Genomic DNA, 17,729 nt, shown 5'->3' with positions numbered 1-17,729 from the left:
GTTCAGTTGCCCCTTCGCGCGCAGCGCGCGGGCTCGATCAGTCTTTCATGAGGTCCTGCAGCAGGACGTGGCCTTCCGGCCAGCTCGCGAGGCCCGAATCCGCGTTGATGTGCCCGCACGGCCCGTAGTCGATCAGCTGCGAACCCCAGGCATACGCGAACAATCGCGCGCGCTCGAACTCGCAATAGGGGTCGTCGCGGCTGGCCACCATCACGCTCGGAAAGGGCAGTGCCTGCAGCGGGATCGGCGACCAGCTTGCGAGCAGCTCGCGCAGGTCGGGCCGCTCGGTGTCGCCCGGGGCGACCAGCAGCGCGGCCTTCACGCGATGCGTGTTGCGCGAATGGGCCGCCCATGCGACAGCGAGCATGCAGCCCAGGCTGTGGGCGACGAGCACCGCCGGTTCGTCGCGCGTCAGCAGCACTTCCTCCAGGCGCGCGATCCAGTCGCCTCGCAAGGGGCGCATCCACTCATGCTGCGTCACGCGCAGGTAGCCGTAGCGCTCGCCCCAGAGCGACTGCCAGTGCTGCGGGCCGCTGTCCTGCCAGCCGGGCAGCAGGAGCACGTTCGAAGGCTTCATGCTACCGAATCCAGAGCAAAAGAATGAGTGTGGGCGCGGGTCACAGCTTCTTGATCCGTTCGACCATCTCGTTGGCGAAGTCCACGAACGCAATGCTGCCGCGCGCCGCCGGATCGAACACCACGCCGGGCAGGCCGTAGCTGGGTGCCTCGGCGAGGCGCACGTTGCGCGGGATCACGGTGTCGAACACCTTCTCGGCGAAATGCGCCTTGAGCTGATCGCTCACCTGCTGCTGCAGCGTGATGCGGGGATCGAACATCACGCGCAGGAGCCCGATGATCTGCAGGTCCTTGTTCAGGTTCGCATGCACCTGCTTGATGGTGTTCACGAGATCCGACAGGCCTTCGAGCGCGAAGTACTCGCACTGCATCGGGACGATCACGCCGTGCGCGGCACACAAGCCGTTGAGCGTGAGCAGCGAAAGCGACGGCGGGCAATCCACGAGGATGAAGTCGTAGTCCTTCCCGACGGGAGCCAGGGCCTGCTTCAGCCGCCGCTCGCGACGTTCGACGTCGACCAGTTCGACTTCGGCGCCCGCGAGCTCCCGGTTGGCACCGAGCACGTCGTAGCCGCACTTGTCCGATCGGATACGTGCTTCCGCGACCGCCGCCGACTCGAGCAGTACGTCGTACACCGAGAGCTCGAGCTTGCGCTTGTCGATGCCCGACCCCATCGTGGCGTTGCCTTGGGGATCGAGGTCCACCATCAGCACGCGCTGGCCCACCTTGGCCAGGCCGGCGGCGAGGTTGACGGTCGTCGTGGTCTTGCCGACGCCGCCTTTCTGGTTGGCGATGCAGAAGATTCGAGCCACTGATTTACTTCGTCGCCGCGAGCTTCAGGCCGAAGCCGATCAGGACCGTGCCGGCCAGCTTGTGGAGCACGCGTCCGATCACCGGGTTGGCGCGCATGCGCTCGGCAAGAAAGTGCGTGAGCAGCACGACCGCGAGGCCGTACAGGAAGGTGAGCGTCGCGATGGTCGCGGCCATCACGGCAAAGGTGACCGCGCTCGGGTGCTGGGCCGGATCGATGAAGAGCGGGAAGAATGCCATGTAGAAGACGATGGCCTTCGGGTTCAGCAGAGTGATGAGTCCGGCCTGGCGGAAGTAGTGTCGCGGCTCGATGTTCAGCACGGGCTTCGCGCCGGGTTTGGCAAGAAGCATGCGAAACCCCAGCCACGCCAGATAGGCCGCGCCGAGCCACTGCACGATGTGAAAGGCGGCGGGATAGGCGATCAGGAGGCCCGCGACACCCGCGACGGCGGCCCACATGAGCACCTGGTCGCCGGCAATCACGCCCAGCGTCGCACCCAGGCCACCGCTCACCCCGCCCTTGCTGGTGGATGTGATCAGCGCCAGATTGCCCGGGCCGGGAATCGCCAGAAAAATCAGGATCGCTGCGACGAAGGCGCCGTAGTCTGCTACGCCGAACATGGATTCCTCCGGGGTGAAGCTGGAGTGTACGTTAGGCGATGGCGGCGGCCCGCCGCATCCAGACGATGCATCGTTCGGCATCGAGCCCCGGCACCTGGAGCTGTTCCACGTGAAACACTTCGACCTCCGGAGGAAGCGCGGCGATCTCGTCTTCGGGGCGCTTGCCCTTCATCGCCAGCCACACGCCGCCCTCCTTCAAGGCACCACCGGACCATCTAGTGAAGTCAGCCAGTGAGGCGAATGCACGGGAGCACACGACGTCGTAGCGGTCCGTGATCTGCTCGACTCGCTGGTGCAAGCCGCGCAAATGGGTCATCTTCAGTTCGGAAGCGACCTGCTGAATGAACGCCGCCTTCTTCGCGACCGCATCGAGGCAATCCACCGGGAGCTCGGGTCGGCAGATGGCGATGACGACGCCTGGAAGGCCGGCGCCGGAGCCGACGTCAAGCAATCGCACACCTCGGCCGTCGACGTGCCGCATCAATGGCGGCACGCTGGCCAAACTGTCGAGCAGGTGATGCGTGAGTATCTGCTGCGGATCGCGGAGCGAGGTCAGGTTATAGACCCGGTTCCACTTGAGGATGAGATCGAGGTAGGTCAGCAGCGCATCGACCTGGGCGTCAGCCAACGGCAAGCCCAGCGCTTCGGCACCTCGCCGCAAGTTGGCTGCAAGGCTCACGCGAAGGCTCGAATGATCGTGCCCTGTCCGCTGCCTGGCGCCCAGCCGCCTCGCATCATGCCGCCCTCTTGTCCGACTGCGCAGCGAATCCGCTGAATCGGTGCTTCTTCAGATGAACCAGCAAGAGAGAGATCGCCGCGGGCGTGACCCCGGAAATTCGCGACGCGAGGCCCAGGGTTTCGGGCCGATGCTTGCTCAGCTTCTGCCGCACTTCGATGCTGAGGGCCGCGACCTGCATATAGTCCAGCTCGGGCGGCAGGCGAAGGCTTTCGTAGTGGACGGCTCGCTCCACCTCGTCCTTCTGCCGCTCGATGTAGCCCGAATACTTGGCCGCGATTTCGATCTGCTCCACGACCGGCGCATGCAGCTCATCGAGCGTCTCCGCGGAGATCGACGGACTGGCGTACTTGCCGCCATCGAGGCTCATCAATGCCTCGTAGCCGACTCCCGGTCGCCGCAGCAGTTCGCCCAGGCTGTATTCGTGCTCGATCGGCTTGCCGAGCACGCGTTGCGACTCCGCCGCCTCGAGGCTACGCGGGTTCACCCAGGTGGACTTGAGCCGTTCTGTTTCACGTGAAACAGCGTCCCGCTTCCGGTTGAACGAATCCCACTGCGCGTCATCCACCAGCCCCAGGCGTCGCCCGGCTTCCGTCAACCGCATGTCTGCGTTGTCTTCCCGCAGCTGCAGCCGGAACTCGGCCCGGCTCGTGAACATGCGATACGGCTCGGTCACGCCCTTGGTGATGAGGTCGTCGACCAGAACGCCCAGGTACGCCTGATCGCGGCGCGGCAGCCACGCCGCCTCACCGCGGCACAGCAGCGCGGCATTGATTCCGGCGAACAAGCCCTGAGCCGCGGCTTCCTCATACCCGGTCGTGCCGTTGATCTGGCCCGCCAGGAAGAGGCCCGCGATCGCCCTGCTCTCGAAGCTCGATTTCAGCGATCGCGGATCGAAGTAGTCGTACTCGATCGCATAGCCCGGACGCAGGATGTGCGCTTTCTCCAGTCCAGGCAGGGTGCGTACGAGGGCGTACTGGATGTCGAACGGCAGGCTGGTCGAGATGCCGTTCGGGTAGATCTCGTGCGTGGCAAGCCCCTCGGGCTCGAGGAACACCTGGTGGCTGTCCTTGTCCGCGAAGCGGTTGATCTTGTCCTCGACGCTCGGGCAGTAGCGCGGACCGACCCCCTCGATCCGCCCAGTGAACATGGGGCTGCGGTCGAAGCCGGACCGGACGATCTCGTGCGTCCGCTCGTTGGTGTGGGTGATCCAGCAAGGCACCTGACGCGGATGCATCCGGGCATGGCCCATGAAGCTGAAGACCGGAACCGGGTCGAGGTCGCCGGCTTGTTCCTCGCACTTCGAAAAATCGATCGTTCGCCCATCGATCCGAGGCGGCGTGCCGGTCTTCAGCCGGCCCTGCGGCAGCTTCAGCTCCTTCAGGCGCGCGGACAAAGTGGCGGCCGGCGGATCGCCCGCCCGGCCGGCGGCATAGTGTTCGAGGCCGACATGGATCTTCCCGTCGAGAAACGTCCCCGCGGTCAGGACCACCGCACGCGCGCGCAGGCGGATGCCGATCTGCGTCACCGCGCCGACCACGCGGTCGCCCTCCAGCATGAGGTCGTCGATGGCCTGCTGGAAGAGCGTGAGGTTCGGCTGGTTCTCCAGGCGCCGGCGGATCGCCGCCTTGTAGAGAACACGGTCGGCCTGTGCCCGAGTCGCGCGAACGGCGGGGCCCTTGCTCGAATTGAGGATGCGAAACTGAATGCCCGCCTCGTCGGTCGCGAGCGCCATGGCCCCGCCCAGCGCATCGACTTCCTTCACCAGATGGCCCTTGCCGATGCCACCGATCGACGGATTGCAGCTCATCTGGCCGAGCGTTTCGATGTTGTGCGTGATGAGCAGCGTGCGGCAACCCATGCGGGCGGAGGCCAGCGCGGCCTCGGTGCCCGCATGGCCGCCGCCGACCACGATGACGTCGAATTCTTCCGGATAGAGCATGAATGGAGCGCCTTCGGCGCGGCGCGGCGGTCTGCCGCTGGAAACGGGCAATTTTAAGTGGTGGAATGGATTCGTGCACCGGCTTCCCCGGGGCATGTTCCAATCGGCGGGCGGCCAGCGCCGCTTACGCTACCTTTTCCATAGCAAACGACCCATGAACTGCAGGCCGGGTTGCGGCGCCTGCTGCATCGCGCCCTCGATCTCCTCCGCCATCCCCGGCATGCCCGCCGGCAAGCCCGCGGGCGTGCGTTGCGTGCAGCTGGACGAGGCCGACCGGTGCCGGCTGTTCGCAAGCCCCGAGCGGCCCAAAGTGTGCGCGAGCCTGCGGCCGTCGGCGCAGATGTGCGGCGACTCGCGCACGCACGCGCTGCGTTACCTGCGCCGGCTCGAAGCGATGACTTCCTGAATGACGCGCGTTGCCCTGGGCAGCCCCTGTTGAATGCGCGACAGCGCGAAGCCAAACTACAGCGCATCATCGCGGACTTCGCAGGAGACGAACCATGGAAATCCCTTCCCTCAGGCAATTGGTGAGCGAACAGGAGTGGCAGCTGCGCGTGGACCTCGCCGCCGCCTACCGTCTTGTCGCGCTCTACGGCTGGAGCGACCTCGTGTTCACGCACATCAGCGCGCGCATTCCCGGCCCGGAGCATCACTTCCTCATCAACCCCTACGGAATGATGTTCGACGAGATCACGGCGTCGTCTCTCGTGAAGGTGGACCAGGAATGCAACAAGCTGCTCGCGTCGCCCTTCCCCGTGAACCCGGCGGGCTTCGTGATCCACAGCTGCATTCACGAAGCGCGCGAGGACGCGGGCTGCGTGCTGCACACGCATAGCCGCGCGGGCGTCGCGGTGAGCGCGCAGAAGTGCGGGCTGCTGCCGATCAGCCAGCAAAGCACCTTCGTGCTGGCCTCGCTCGGCTACCACGACTACGAAGGCGTGGCCCTGCGCGACGAGGAGCGGCCGCGGCTGAAGCGCGACCTGGGCGACAAGTCCTACCTCATGCTGCGCAACCACGGACTGCTCGTGGTGGGCAAGACGGTGCCCGAAGCATTCCTGCACATGTATACGTTCGAAAACGCCTGCCGCATCCAGATCGATGCGCAGTCGGGGGGCGACCTGGTGCGGATCGATCCGAAGATTCTCGACGGCCTCGCGAAGGTGTTCCAGCAAGTCACCGCGGGCATGGGCGCGAACATCGCGTGGCCCGCGCTGCTGCGCAAGCTCGACCGGCTCGATCCGTCCTACAGGAACTGATCGCGACAAGGGGTCGCGGGCTCAGCGCCCGAAGAGGCCCTTCAACCTGTCCCCGATCTTGCCGCCCACGCTGGCTCCCGCGCCGGTGCCCACGCCCGGCGCGAGCAATGTCCCCACGGCCGCGCCGACGAGCGCGCCCCGGCTCAACGTGACGTTCGGCGCATCGAGCGTGCCGCCCACCGAAAGCGGCACGCCGACCGTGCCTCGGCTCGCGGCGAGCGCCACGTCGACTCGACCGTTCAGCCGCTTGTCCGGCGTCATCGTCACGTTGCCGGTTGCGGCGAGCGCGCCCGAGCTCGCGACCAGATTCGTGAGATGCACGACGCGGCCCTGCGTCGTGACCTGCCCCGCGAGCGTATCGAGCTTCGTCGCGCCGCCGCGGCTCATGCCGACCGTCTTCACGGCTTCGGCCAGATCGAGCCCCCGCACCACCGCGTCGCGGATCGTGAAGCGGGTCTGCGTCTGCATCGCATCGGCGAGCTGTCCCGGCTCATGGAACTCCGCGTGCAGCGAGGTGTGCGCATCCAGCTTACCGGTGAGCGTCCGGCTGGGCGCCGTGAGCGCGGACACTTCCACACCGGCCGTATCGAACTCGCCTTGCAAGAGCCGCGCGTTCTTCGTCCCCGGCTTCAATTGCAGCGTGCCCGAAACCTTTCCGCCTCCCACGTCGAGCCGGACGGGCCATGCGGCGGCCGCGCGCTCGACTTGCCCCTTCGCGCCGGCGAAGCGCCCTTCGAGCACCTTGAACGAAGCGCTCTCGAGCAGCCCGGCGTCGTCGAGCCGGGCTTCCGCATCGACGAGCATCCGCGCGCCCTGCGAGTCGATCCAGGCGACGTGATCGAAGAGCATGCGGCGCGGCAGCCACGCGAGAACATCCCCCTCGGCGCCCTCAGCGCTCGTCGCCGCGCGTGGCGCGGCATCCTTCCGCGCGGCCGCCACGAGCGCCGCGATGCCCTGCTCGGGCAAGACCGCATCGCGCACCACGAGCGTCGCGATCGCGAGCCGACCGGCGAGAAGCGGCCGCCATTCGGGCCGCAGTTCCACGCGCGCGAGCGTGAGCGGCGGCTGGCTGCCAATTTCGAGCCGGTCGATCGCGACCGCGGGTAGCGGCCACACGTCGATCGACAACGCGCCCGCTTGCAATGGAACACCGAGCACTTGCGAAGCCTCGCGCTGCATCCGCTGCCTGAAATCGTCGGTTGCGAGCCAGCGATGCAGCGCGAAGAGCACCGCCGCGAACGACAGCACGCACAAGGCGAAAGCCAGACCGATCCACTTCAACGCACGAATCATGGCGGCAATTGTGCGCTCCCTGCTGCGGCAAGGACATTGCGCTAGCATCGGCTTCAACCACGAATCGTGCGAGACGGGACATCCCGTTTCGCGACAGGAAAAGGAACTCCTCATGAAACTCTACTATTCGCCCGGCGCGTGCTCGCTCGCGCCGCACATCGTCCTGCGCGAAGCAGGTCTCGCGTTCGAGCCGGTGGCCGCGCCGACGAAGACGCACAAGCTGCCCGACGGCAGCGACTACTTCGAGGTCAATCCGCTCGGCTACGTGCCCCTGCTGGAGCTGGACGACGGCACGCGGCTGCGCGAAGTGCCCGCGATCCTGCAATACATCGCGGATCAGGTGCCGCTCAAGAATCTCGCGCCCGCCGCAGGCACGCTGACGCGCTACCGCCTGCAGGAGTGGCTCACTTTCATCGGCATGGAACTGCATCGCAATCTCACGCCGCTCTTCAATGCCCAGATGCCGCAGGAGGCCAAGACGATCTTCCGCGACCGGCTCGCGAAGCGCCTCGCGTGGCTCGACGCGCAACTCGCCGAGCGCAATCATCTCCTGGGCAACGGCTTCGGCGCGGCCGATGCGTATCTCTTCGCGGTGACCCGCTGGGCTGGCCCGCTCGATGTGGACCTCAGCGAATACCGGGCGCTTCGCGCGCACCACGAGCGCGTGGGCGCACGCGCGGCCGTGCAGGAGGCCTTGAAAGTCGAGGGCCTGCAGGCCACATAGGAAGAACATCCACTCGCGAATGCGGCCCCAGGAATGCACTCATTGTTCGACCCCCTCCGCGCCGGCGAGCTCCAGCTTGCCAATCGCATCGTCATGGCGCCGCTCACGCGCAATCGCGCACCCGGCGCGGTGCCGAACGCGCTCATGGCGCAGTACTACGCGCAACGCGCTTCGGCCGGCCTCATCGTCTCCGAAGCCACCGCCATCAGTCATCAAGGCCAGGGCTACGCCGACGTGCCCGGTCTCTACAGCACGGAGCAGCTCGACGGCTGGAAGCGGGTGACCCGGGCCGTGCACGACCGCGGGGGCCGCATGGTGGCGCAGCTGTGGCACGTGGGACGCGTGTCGCACGTGGACCTGCAGCCCGAGGGCCGCGCGCCAGTCGCGCCCTCCGCGATCGCGGCCAGGACGAAGACCTACCTCATCAACAACGGCGCGGGCACCTTCGCGCCCACTTCCATGCCACGCGCGCTCGATGCACAGGAAATTCCCGGCATCGTGCAGGACTACCGCCACGCCGCGCGGCATGCGATCGCGTCCGCCGGCTTCGACGGCGTGGAAGTGCACGGGGCCAACGGCTACCTGCTCGACCAGTTCCTGAAGCGCGGCGCCAACCAGCGCCAGGACGACTACGGGGGCTCGATCGAAAACCGCGCCCGGCTCATGCTGGAAGTGATGCGCATGGTCGCGGGTGAGGTGGGCGGCGGCCGCGTGGGCATCCGCCTATCGCCGGTGACGCCGGCCAACGACATCCACGATCCCGAGCCGCAGCCTCTGTTCGAATACGTCGTGCGCCAGCTCGCGCCGCTGGGCCTCGCCTATGTGCACATCATCGAAGGCGCAACGGGTGGCGTGCGAGACATCCCCGACCGGCCGTTCGACTACGAAGCCCTCAGGCATGCATACCGGAGCGCCGGCGGCAAAGGCGCATGGATGGTCAACAACGGCTACGACAAGGGCCTGGCGGAAAGCGCGGTAAGCGAAGAGCGCGCGGACCTGGTCGCTTTCGGACGGGCCTTCATCGCCAACCCCGACCTGGTTCGGCGGCTGCGCCTGGGCACCGAGCTCAATCCGCCCGACCGCGCGACCTTCTACGGCGGCGGCGCCGAGGGCTACACGGACTATCCGGCGCTTGCGTGATGGAGCTCGTCGCCCACGCCGATCGGCGCGGGCGCCTTCAGCACGATGCGGGTGAATAGCCGGTCGTAGCCGGGATCGCGCTCGCCACCCGCGAGCGGATCGCGTTCCTGCTCGAAGGCCGCATCGAGCTGCGCCCAATCGTCATCGGAAAGCAGCTTCACCGCCGCGGGCATGATGTGCTGTTCTTCCGCATGCATGTGGTCGAGGTAGAACCGCACGTATTCCTCGGCGGCGCGCACGAAGTCTTCGCGTCGGGCATCGCCCAGCAGTTCCCAGGCGAGCAGCAGGTGCTGCAGCTCGCGGACCTTGCCCTCGCCTTTCACGTGGTCGGTCTCGAGCCGGCGGATCACGGGCATCAGCTCGGGCGCCACGCGCGCGACCTTCGGAAAGAGCAGGTCCGACTCCTTGGGATGATGCCTGCGCTCGGGGAATTCGTCGATGTAGAAGAGCATCGCACGCAGCACGTCGAAGAAGCGCTCGGGCTCGTCGCCCTCCCCCGCTGCAACCATCGCCAGCATCGAACGCAGCACCGCGGCGACGGCGGCGTGCTCATCACGGATGATCTGAAGGGCGGCTTTGGGCATGGGAAGTCTCCTGCCATGCAGCATGTCACCCGGCGCAGCCGCGAGCGTTGACGCAGGTCAAACGTGCCAGCGCTTCAGAAGAAGAGCGTTCGTCATCACGCTCACACTGGACAGCGCCATCGCCGCACCGGCAAACACCGGGTTCAGGAAGCCGAACGCCGCGAGCGGAATGCCCGCCACGTTGTAGAGAAACGCCCAGAAGAGGTTCTGCCGGATCTTGGCGACCGTGCGGCGCGAGATGTCGAGCGCGCCCGCGACGAGCGCGAGGTCGCCGCGCATGAGCGTGATGCCCGCCGCATGCATCGCGACATCCGTGCCGGTTCCCATCGCGATGCCGACGTCGGCCGCCGCGAGCGCAGGCGCATCGTTGATTCCGTCGCCCACCATCGCGACCACCCGCGCGCCTTGCTTCATCCGCGCGACCTCGGCCGCCTTGTCGGCGGGTAGCACTTGCGCGATCACTTCGTCGTCGCGCAGGCCGACGCTTCGCGCCATCGCGAGCGCCGCGCCGCGATGGTCGCCCGAGAGCATCGCAAGGCGCAAGCCGCGCGCGCGCAAGGCTTCGATTGCGTCGCGCGCACCGGGCTTGGCCTCGTCCGAGAAGGCCATCACCGCGCGCAAAGCCAACCCATCCGTCGTACGTTCGGCAAGCGCGGACACGGTCGCGCCGTCTTCCTGCCACTGCCGCACCTGCGCGTCCCGCGCGCCCCACGCGATGCCCAGTTCGTTCAACCATCGCACGCTACCTACGAGCAGATGATGCCCATCGACATCGGCTTCGGTGCCGAGGCCCGCAACCGCGCGGACCTGCGTGGGCGGGTGCACCTCGACTCCGCGTTCGCTTGCCGCCTGCACGACCGCGCGCGCCAGGGGATGGTCGCTCCCACCCTGCACGGCCGCCGCGAGCGCGAGCTGCGCCGCCTCGTCTTCACCTGCCGCGGGGACGAAGGCGACAAGGCGCGGCCGCCCCAGCGTGAGCGTTCCGGTCTTGTCGAAAACGACCGTGTCGACGCGGTGCGCGATTTCGAGCGCTTGCGCATCCTTGATGAGGATGCCGAACCGGGCCGCCACGCCGGTGCCCGCCATGATCGCAGCCGGTGTCGCGAGCCCCAGAGCGCATGGGCAGGCGATCACGAGCACCGCCACCGCGTGAATCCATGCCGTCTGCGCGCTTGCACCGGCGAGCCACCACCCCACCAGCGTGAGGGCCCCGATCGCGAGCACCACCGGCACGAAGACCGCCGACACCCGATCGACGAGGCGCTGAATCGGCGCCTTGGCCGCCTGCGCGTCCTGCACGAGGCGGATGATGCGCGCGAGCACGGTCTCCCGGCCGACGGCCGTCGTGCGCATCACGAAGCGGCCCTCCGCGTTCATGCTGCCGCCGGTCACGTGCGCGCCCAGCGTCTTGGCCACGGGCAGCGGCTCGCCGGTGAGCATCGATTCGTCGGCGTGCGTCGCGCCCTCTTCGATCACGCCGTCGGCGGGCACGCGCTCGCCCGGGCGCACCACGACACGGTCGCCTGTCATCAGTTCGGCGAGCGGCACGTCGGCTTCCTTGCCCGAGGGCAGCAGGACGTGCGCCGTGTCCGGCCTGAGCGCATGCAAGGCGCGAATCGCGGCGGTGGTCTGCCGCTTGGCGCGGGCTTCGAGCCATTTGCCCAGCAGCACCAGCGTGATCACCACCGCGGACGCTTCGAAGTACAGGTGCTCGCTGCCTTGCACGAGCCACAGCCACATGGAAAGGCCCCAGCCCGCGCTTGTGCCGAGCGCCACGAGGAGGTCCATGTTGCCGGTGCCCGCCCTCAGGGCATGCCAGCCCGCGCGATAGAACCGCGCGCCCAGCACGAACTGCACGGGCGTCGCGAGCAGGAATTGCACCCACGCGGGCAGCATCCAGTCCCCACCGAAGAAGCTTTCCAGCATCGGCAGGAGCAGCGGCGCGCAGAGCACGAGACCCACGGCCACCGGCGCGAAGCCGGCCCACGGCGATGCCTCTTCGGCGAACGCTTCCTCGGCCGCGCGCGGTTCGTATCCGGCGTTGCGCACGGCGCGGCGCAGCTGCGCTTCCATCCCGCTGCCGGACGCATAGGTCACATGCGCCGATTCGGTGGCGAGATTCACCGTCGCGTCGGCGACGCCGGGCACCTTCCTGAGCGCTCGCTCCACCCGCGTCACGCAGGATGCGCAGGTCATCCCACCCACGCCGAGGTCGAGCGTGCGCAATGCCGGGGCCGAAGTGTCCATGGTTGCATGATGATCGCTGCGGCCGAAGCGGTGGATTTGCGCCGGATCAACACCGCGCCGAACACGGGCATGCCGATTCGATTCATGATGGCGGCATGAACCAGACATTCCAGGTGCAAGGCATGAGCTGCGGACACTGCGTGAACGCCGTCACGCAGGCGGTGAGGACCGTCGATCCGCAGGCCGAAGTGAAAGTCGATCTCGCGAGCGGCAAGGTCGAGGTCGAGTCCGACCGCGATCGCGCGGCGATCGCCGGGGCGATCCAGGAGGAAGGCTACACCGTCGCCGCGTGACCGCTTCGTGCGTGCGCACCCGGCGCGTCCACCGACTTCCCTATACTGAACCGGTGAGCTCGACCACGACGCCATGACCGGCCGCATCGCCTTCATCACCACCTGCAAAGGCAGGCTGCACCACCTGCGCGAGACGCTTCCGACCATGCTGAGCGAGCGGCCGGACGAAGTGATCGTGGTGGACTACGGCTGTCCGCAGGGCACGGCCGAGTGGGTGCGCGCGAACCATCCGGACGTGAAGCTGGTGCGCGTGGACGACGACCCAGGCTTTCACCATGCGCGAGCCCGCAACATCGGGGCGGCGCAGGCCCGCGCCGACTGGCTTCTCTTCATCGATGCGGACGTGCGCGTGAAGCCGGGGTGGTGCGCCTGGATGGCGCAGTCGCTCAGGCGCGGCGCGTTTTATCGCGCCGGTTCCGTGAACGGAGTGCGCGAGCCCGAGACGTTCGGCACGGCGATCTGCCCGCGGGACGCCTTCGTGCGCATCGAGGGCTACGACGAGGCGTTTCGCGGCTGGGGCGGCGAAGACACCGACCTCTATCGGCGCCTGAGTGCGCTCGGACTCTCGATGCAGGCTTACCCGGCGGACTTCATCGACGTCATCCACCACGGCGACGACGAGCGGATGGGATTCGCCGAGGTGAAGGAAAAGGGCCTGCAATTCATCGCGAACCAGGCGTACATCCAGGCGAAATACCAGCTCATGCACTTTCGCCGGGGCGAGCACCCGACGCTCAAGGAACGCGTCGACCTGATGGAGCACGTGAAGACGGCCGTGCGCGAATGGGGAACAAGCGACAGGACCGAGCCGCTCGTGCTCAACTTCCGGATGGGCGGCGATCGATGGATTCCCGCGCCCTACCGCATGAAGGCGGACGTGCTGTTCGCGCTCACGATCACGCTGCAGGACGCGCCTGCCGCGGCGGGACGCGATTGAGCGAGGTGATCCTCGGCCACGTCGCGGTCAGCGCGGGCCTCGACAGGTGAGCGTCAATCCACCTGCCGCCGGTTTTTCTTCGGCCACGGCGTTGCCGGCGACGGCGGGCCACCCATCACGCGCGTCGAATCCGCCGCTGCGCGCGATTCGGCGAGTTCCACTTCACGCTGCAGCCGCGCGGTCTCGCTCGTCGAGCCGCGCGTGAGCCACGCATAACGCTCGGCGCCGCCGGATCGCAGGAACGCGACCCGCTGGGCCGGGACCATCGAGTCTTCGAGGACGATGGCGCCCAGGCTGTCGCGCTCCTGCGCGGGAAGGGGCGCCACGTCGGTCATGACGGACGGTGTGGGCGCGGACTGGGCCATCGAGAGCGGCGCGGCCAGGGCCGAGGCCAGCACCCAGGCTGCAAACGAGATCGTGGACGAAGACTTCATGGCGCTCTTTCGAAAGATTCAGCTCGCCCCGATCGTGCTGCCGGGCGGTCGCGCCGGCTGTGCCCGACGGGCGAGTCATGGTGTAGGAGCACGCCGACCGGCTGCAGCGTCAGCCGTCTTTACCTTGGCTCAACCTCTGGGGAACGCATCCGACACAAGGCCCGGCCACACTGCCAGTCGTCCCTGAAAGGAAGGACTTCATGAAACCGATCGACCCCCGATACCTGGGTGCGGTGCTGCTGGCGGGCCTCGCCGCCGCGGCAGTGGCCCAGCAGCCTCCCGCGCCGCCTGCCGCGGCCCCGGCTCCGATCCATGAGATGCGCGAGCGCCACAGCCCCATGGACCGCGAACAGATGCGCAAGCGTTTCGACGAGCGCATTGCCAGGCGTGAAGACGCGCTCAAGCAGAAGCTGGGCATCACGCCCGCCCAGGAGGGCGCGTGGAGCGCGTGGACGCAGGCGCTGAAGCCGCCCGCGCGGCCCGCCCAGCGTGCGAGTCGCGAAGAGTTCGCGCACCTCACCACGCCCGAGCGCATCGACCGTCTGCGCTCGATGCGAGCCGAGCGCGAGGCGCGCATGGACGCACGCGCCGATGCGACCAAGCAGCTCTATGCGGCGCTGTCGCCGGATCAGCGAAAGCTTTTCGACCGCGAATCGCTACGCATGATGGCCCCCCACGGCCATCGGGGCGGACATCACCGCGGCTAACGCACGCCGCGCGCTGGCGGGACTCGCGACGAGTCCCGCCACCGCCTGGACCGCCTGAGCGTCCCCGCTTGGCTTCCTGAATTCCTGTGACTAGTAGGGCGCCCCGTAGCGCGCGGCATTCGAAGTCAGCATGTTCGGGACGCCGCCCGTATAGGTGCTCGCTTCGCCGGCGCGCGTGGGAACGTCGCTCGTGAGGTTCGCGCGTCCGTAGTCGTACGCATGCGGCGGCACCGCGTCGATGTACCCGTAGACGGGCGCTGCTGCCACCACAGCGGGCGCCACGTAGCCGTAGCCGTACGAGTAGGCCGGCACGACCGTGGCGTACACCGGCGTCCCGTCCGGAAAGGGCGAGTTCGTGGTGAGCGCGTTGGGCACGCCGTGGGTCATCGTGCTCGCCTCGCCGGCTTGCTGCGGCGAATCGAACGTCTGAGCCCGCACCGCCGCGCCCGCGGCCATGAGGCCCGCCGCGCACAGAATGGGGATGAGAGAGGTCTTCTTCATGAGTTGCTCCTTTGGGTCTCTTCACGGACCACCTTAGGAGCGCGCCTGCGCAGCCGTATCGGACGCGCCCGACGGCGGGCGTAGGCGGACGCGCGCGAGCGCGCGCGCCGGACACGCGCGGCGGACGCTCTCAGAAGCTCGACGCGTAGCGCAGCTGCACGAACTCGATGCCGGGATTCGGGTGTTTGAACCCGGCGTTGGAGAAATGCACCACGCGCAAGCCGACTTCCTGCGAACGGTTCGCGCCGAAGCTGTAGCCGAAGCCGATCGTGTCGTGGAAATTGAACGTGCTGCCGAACTGCCGATCCGGCGTGCGAAACATCCGGCTCGTCCAGCTGAGGCCGATGCCGATTTCCCCGAACCAGTCCGAACGGCCCTCGGCCGGGCGCAGGCGAAAGATCGGCACGACGCCCACCTGACCCAGCGTCTGCCGGCCGCCGCCGAAGTCATGCGCGCTCCAGCCGCTCACGTAGGCTTCGGTGAGCCCCGTGAACTCGCCGCCGGCGAATTGCGCTCGCCAGTGCCAGGGCCAGGTGAGGCCGAGCGTGACGCTCTCGGTCGCTTCGCGGCCGGCGCCCAGTTCGGCGAACCAGCCGGCGGGCTTCAGCCCCTCGGCACGGGCGGGCAGCGCGGCCCCGATGCACAGTGCGGCTGCCGCCGCGAGCGGGATTGCCTTTTTTTTCATGGAATTTGTCGTTGTCCTCGCGCGCCAACCACTGCCGCGCAGGCCGGAGTGTGCGGCAAAACGTGAGGCATGTCTCGCGCGAGCCGTCCGCCGAAGACACGAACTCTTTCCCCCGTCCTACACCCCGGGCGCGAACTGGGCCGTACAAGAAGTGTCCATGAGCGACCTGTCCGCCCCCGCACCGCCCTTGACCGTGATGACGGTGAACACCCACAAGGGCTTCACGAGCTTCAACCGCCGCTTCATCCTGCCGGAGCTGCGCGATGCGGTGCGCAAGGTGGGCGCCGACGTCGTGTTCCTGCAGGAGGTGCTCGGCACGCACGAGGCGCATGGCGAGAAGTACGAGGACTGGCCCGACGCGCCGCAGTACGAGTTTCTGGCCGACAGCATCTGGCCGCAGTTCGCCTACGGCCGCAACATGGTGTATCCGAAGGGCCATCACGGCAACGCGATCCTGTCGAAGTTCCCGATCGTTCGCTACCAGAATCACGACGTTTCGATCGCCGGTCCGGAAAAACGCGGCCTGCTGCACTGCGTGCTGCGGCTGCCGGGGCACGCGATGGACGTGCATGCGATCTGCGTGCACCTGGGGCTCGCCGAAAGCCACCGGCAGCAGCAGCTCGACTTGCTCTGTGCGATGGTGCGCAGCGAAGTGCCTGACAACGCGCCGCTCGTGGTCGCGGGCGACTTCAACGACTGGCGAGGCCGCGCGCACGACTTCCTCTGGCGCGAAGTGCAGCTGCGCGAAGTGTTCGTGACGGCGTACGGCGAATCGGCCAAGACCTTCCCGGCGCGCTTTCCGCTCCTCTCGCTCGACCGCATCTACGTGCGCGCATGCTCGGTGCACCTGCCCGTGGTGCTGCCGCGCAGGCCCTGGTCGCACCTCTCGGACCACGCGCCGCTCGCGGCGGAGATTCACCTATGACTTTCATGGCCCGTCCGCCCGCCGGCCGCTGGATCGAGGGCAACGACATCCGCATCCTCGAAAACGGCGAGGAATTCTTTCCGCGCGTCTTCGCGTGCATCGCGAACGCGACGCGCGAGGTGATCCTCGAGACATTCATCCTGTTCGAGGACAAGGTGGGCGTGCAGCTGCACGAGGCGCTGGTCGCCGCCGCGCGGCGGGGTGTGCAGGTGGACGTCACCATCGACGGCTGGGGCTCGCCCGATCTGTCCGAGCGCTTTCTCACGACGCTCGCCGAAGCCGGCGTGCGCGTGCACGTGTTCGATCCGGGGCCGCGTCCCTTCGGCTGGCGGCCGAAGGTGCTGCGCCGCATGCACCGCAAGATCGTGGTGATCGACGGCACGACCGCGTTCGTCGGGGGCATCAACTATTCGGAAGACCATCTGCAGGATTGGGGCCCGGCCGCCAAGCAGGACTACGCGGTGGAAATCCGCGGCCCGCTCGTGGCGGACATCCAGCGCTTCTGCCATTCCGCCCTCGCCGAAGGCCAGCGCCACCAGCGCGGGCAGCGCAGCTGGTGGCGTTCGCGCTCGCAGCTGCGCTCTCCGCCCGAAAACCTGCCGCACGCGGGCGGTGCGGCGGCGATGCTCGTCGTGCGCGACAACCGCAATCACACGGACGACATCGAGCAGCACTACCGGCTTGCGATCCGCTCGGCGCGCAAGCGCATCGTGATCGCCAATGCCTACTTCTTTCCGGGCAACCGCCTGCTGCACGAGCTCAGACGCGCCGCGCGCCGCGGCGTCGACGTGTGCCTGATCCTGCAGGGCCAGCCCGACATGGCGATCGTGAAGACGGCCGGCAGCATGCTCTACCCGCACCTGCTGCGCGCCGGCGTGCGCATCTTCGAATACTGCAAGCGGCCGCTGCACGGCAAGGTCGCGCTCGCCGACGAAGAGTGGGCCACGGTCGGATCGAGCAACCTCGACCCGCTGAGCCTCGCGCTGAACCTCGAAGCCAACGTCGTCATCCGCGATCGCGAATTCAACCGGGCGCTGCACGAGCGCATGGACCGCCTCATGCGCACGAGCTGCCGCGAAGTCAGGCTCGAGGAACTCACCGACCTGAAGGGCTGGGGACTCGTGCGCAGCTTCCTCGCCTATCACTTCACGCGCCGCTATCCCACGTGGGCCGCGTGGCTGCCCGAGCACGCGCCGCGCCTCCTGCCGGCGGTGCCGGGGGCGTTGCGCCCAGCGCTGGCGGATGCGAAGGGCCGGCGATGACGGGCACGCGCAGCCTCGCGCGCAGCGCGCTGGCGCGGCCGCGCGCGGTGCGGCCC

General features: G+C 67.9%; 20 protein-coding genes. 9 read left to right on the top strand and 11 right to left on the bottom strand.

Going from position 1 to position 17,729, the window contains the following annotated elements; all coding sequences use genetic code 11:
• Nucleotides 1-37 precede the first annotated feature (37 nt).
• Genes VHA82_RS01975 through mnmG form a run of 5 tightly spaced genes read right to left on the bottom strand, consistent with a single transcriptional unit; the run spans nucleotide 38 to nucleotide 4,685 of the window.
• Nucleotides 38-577, bottom strand: coding sequence for an RBBP9/YdeN family alpha/beta hydrolase (locus VHA82_RS01975; protein ID WP_325539728.1), 540 nt, complete (start codon nucleotides 575-577; stop codon nucleotides 38-40).
• Between the two features lie 40 nt (nucleotides 578-617).
• Nucleotides 618-1,388 (bottom strand): AAA family ATPase, encoded by a 771-nt coding sequence (locus VHA82_RS01970; protein ID WP_325539726.1) that lies wholly within the window; start codon nucleotides 1,386-1,388, stop codon nucleotides 618-620.
• A 4-nt stretch (nucleotides 1,389-1,392) separates the two neighbouring features.
• Complete coding sequence (locus VHA82_RS01965; RefSeq protein WP_325539724.1) at nucleotides 1,393-2,007, bottom strand: LysE family transporter; 615 nt, start codon at nucleotides 2,005-2,007, stop codon at nucleotides 1,393-1,395.
• 31 nt (nucleotides 2,008-2,038) lie between these two features.
• Entirely contained in the window at nucleotides 2,039-2,686 is a 648-nt protein-coding gene (gene rsmG / locus VHA82_RS01960; protein WP_325539721.1) for a 16S rRNA (guanine(527)-N(7))-methyltransferase RsmG, read from the bottom strand.
• Nucleotides 2,687-2,741: 55 nt separating this feature from the next.
• Entirely contained in the window at nucleotides 2,742-4,685 is a 1,944-nt protein-coding gene (mnmG, locus tag VHA82_RS01955; RefSeq protein WP_325539719.1) for a tRNA uridine-5-carboxymethylaminomethyl(34) synthesis enzyme MnmG, read from the bottom strand.
• Between the two features lie 154 nt (nucleotides 4,686-4,839).
• Here mnmG and VHA82_RS01950 point away from each other — a divergent pair, with 154 nt between their 5' ends.
• Together VHA82_RS01950 and VHA82_RS01945 are read left to right on the top strand one after the other, a co-directional pair.
• Nucleotides 4,840-5,091: a YkgJ family cysteine cluster protein gene (locus VHA82_RS01950; RefSeq protein WP_325539717.1), complete on the top strand. Its 252-nt coding sequence runs from the start codon at nucleotides 4,840-4,842 to the stop codon at nucleotides 5,089-5,091.
• 94 nt (nucleotides 5,092-5,185) lie between these two features.
• The gene (locus VHA82_RS01945; protein ID WP_325539715.1) at nucleotides 5,186-5,941 is read left to right on the top strand and encodes a class II aldolase/adducin family protein; all 756 of its coding nucleotides are present in this window, start codon (nucleotides 5,186-5,188) and stop codon (nucleotides 5,939-5,941) included.
• Between the two features lie 21 nt (nucleotides 5,942-5,962).
• Here VHA82_RS01945 and VHA82_RS01940 read toward each other — a convergent pair whose 3' ends face one another.
• Nucleotides 5,963-7,234 (bottom strand): hypothetical protein, encoded by a 1,272-nt coding sequence (locus tag VHA82_RS01940; protein WP_325539713.1) that lies wholly within the window; start codon nucleotides 7,232-7,234, stop codon nucleotides 5,963-5,965.
• 112 nt (nucleotides 7,235-7,346) lie between these two features.
• On the opposite strand from VHA82_RS01940, the gene gstA reads away from it, so the two are divergent.
• Complete coding sequence (gene gstA / locus VHA82_RS01935) at nucleotides 7,347-7,958, top strand: glutathione transferase GstA (RefSeq protein WP_325539711.1); 612 nt, start codon at nucleotides 7,347-7,349, stop codon at nucleotides 7,956-7,958.
• A 33-nt stretch (nucleotides 7,959-7,991) separates the two neighbouring features.
• On the top strand, nucleotides 7,992-9,098 hold the full coding sequence (locus VHA82_RS01930; protein ID WP_325539709.1) for an alkene reductase: 1,107 nt from the start codon (nucleotides 7,992-7,994) through the stop codon (nucleotides 9,096-9,098).
• On the opposite strand, the gene VHA82_RS01925 is transcribed toward VHA82_RS01930, so the two are convergent.
• Nucleotides 9,080-9,682 carry a hemerythrin domain-containing protein gene (locus VHA82_RS01925; RefSeq protein WP_325539707.1) on the bottom strand — a complete coding sequence of 201 codons (603 nt, stop codon included), beginning with the start codon at nucleotides 9,680-9,682 and terminating at the stop codon, nucleotides 9,080-9,082. The two genes, VHA82_RS01930 and VHA82_RS01925, sit on opposite strands and share 19 nt — an antisense overlap.
• Nucleotides 9,683-9,739: 57 nt before the next feature.
• The gene (locus tag VHA82_RS01920; RefSeq protein WP_325539705.1) at nucleotides 9,740-11,929 is read right to left on the bottom strand and encodes a heavy metal translocating P-type ATPase; all 2,190 of its coding nucleotides are present in this window, start codon (nucleotides 11,927-11,929) and stop codon (nucleotides 9,740-9,742) included.
• Nucleotides 11,930-12,024: 95 nt separating this feature from the next.
• Between VHA82_RS01920 and VHA82_RS01915 the strand changes: the two genes are divergently transcribed.
• Together VHA82_RS01915 and VHA82_RS01910 are read left to right on the top strand one after the other, a co-directional pair.
• Nucleotides 12,025-12,222, top strand: coding sequence for a heavy-metal-associated domain-containing protein (locus tag VHA82_RS01915; protein WP_325539703.1), 198 nt, complete (start codon nucleotides 12,025-12,027; stop codon nucleotides 12,220-12,222).
• A gap of 73 nt (nucleotides 12,223-12,295) precedes the next feature.
• Nucleotides 12,296-13,159 (top strand): glycosyltransferase family 2 protein, encoded by an 864-nt coding sequence (locus tag VHA82_RS01910; protein WP_325539701.1) that lies wholly within the window; start codon nucleotides 12,296-12,298, stop codon nucleotides 13,157-13,159.
• Nucleotides 13,160-13,212: 53 nt separating this feature from the next.
• Here the strand turns inward: VHA82_RS01910 and VHA82_RS01905 are convergent, their stop codons facing one another.
• Nucleotides 13,213-13,593, bottom strand: coding sequence for a hypothetical protein (locus VHA82_RS01905; protein ID WP_325539699.1), 381 nt, complete (start codon nucleotides 13,591-13,593; stop codon nucleotides 13,213-13,215).
• 200 nt (nucleotides 13,594-13,793) lie between these two features.
• On the opposite strand from VHA82_RS01905, the gene VHA82_RS01900 reads away from it, so the two are divergent.
• Nucleotides 13,794-14,300 (top strand): Spy/CpxP family protein refolding chaperone, encoded by a 507-nt coding sequence (locus VHA82_RS01900; RefSeq protein WP_325539697.1) that lies wholly within the window; start codon nucleotides 13,794-13,796, stop codon nucleotides 14,298-14,300.
• 90 nt (nucleotides 14,301-14,390) lie between these two features.
• Here VHA82_RS01900 and VHA82_RS01895 read toward each other — a convergent pair whose 3' ends face one another.
• Both VHA82_RS01895 and VHA82_RS01890 read right to left on the bottom strand, forming a co-directional pair.
• The gene (locus VHA82_RS01895) at nucleotides 14,391-14,801 is read right to left on the bottom strand and encodes a hypothetical protein (RefSeq protein ID WP_325539695.1); all 411 of its coding nucleotides are present in this window, start codon (nucleotides 14,799-14,801) and stop codon (nucleotides 14,391-14,393) included.
• A 130-nt stretch (nucleotides 14,802-14,931) separates the two neighbouring features.
• On the bottom strand, nucleotides 14,932-15,486 hold the full coding sequence (locus VHA82_RS01890) for an acyloxyacyl hydrolase (protein WP_325539693.1): 555 nt from the start codon (nucleotides 15,484-15,486) through the stop codon (nucleotides 14,932-14,934).
• A gap of 157 nt (nucleotides 15,487-15,643) precedes the next feature.
• On the opposite strand from VHA82_RS01890, the gene VHA82_RS01885 reads away from it, so the two are divergent.
• Together VHA82_RS01885 and clsB are read left to right on the top strand one after the other, a co-directional pair.
• Nucleotides 15,644-16,411, top strand: a complete 768-nt coding sequence (locus VHA82_RS01885) for an endonuclease/exonuclease/phosphatase family protein (RefSeq protein WP_325539691.1) — start codon at nucleotides 15,644-15,646, stop codon at nucleotides 16,409-16,411.
• Nucleotides 16,408-17,673, top strand: a complete 1,266-nt coding sequence (gene clsB, locus VHA82_RS01880) for a cardiolipin synthase ClsB (RefSeq protein ID WP_325539689.1) — start codon at nucleotides 16,408-16,410, stop codon at nucleotides 17,671-17,673. The genes VHA82_RS01885 and clsB overlap by 4 nt, the downstream gene beginning before the upstream one ends.
• The last annotated feature ends 56 nt before the right edge of the window (nucleotides 17,674-17,729 follow it).

The sequence above is a fragment of the Ramlibacter sp. genome (assembly GCF_035548915.1).
GTDB lineage: Bacteria > Pseudomonadota > Gammaproteobacteria > Burkholderiales > Burkholderiaceae_C > Ramlibacter.
The sequence above is the reverse complement of the archived record's forward strand: the minus strand, read 5'-3'. Positions and strand labels throughout refer to the sequence as shown.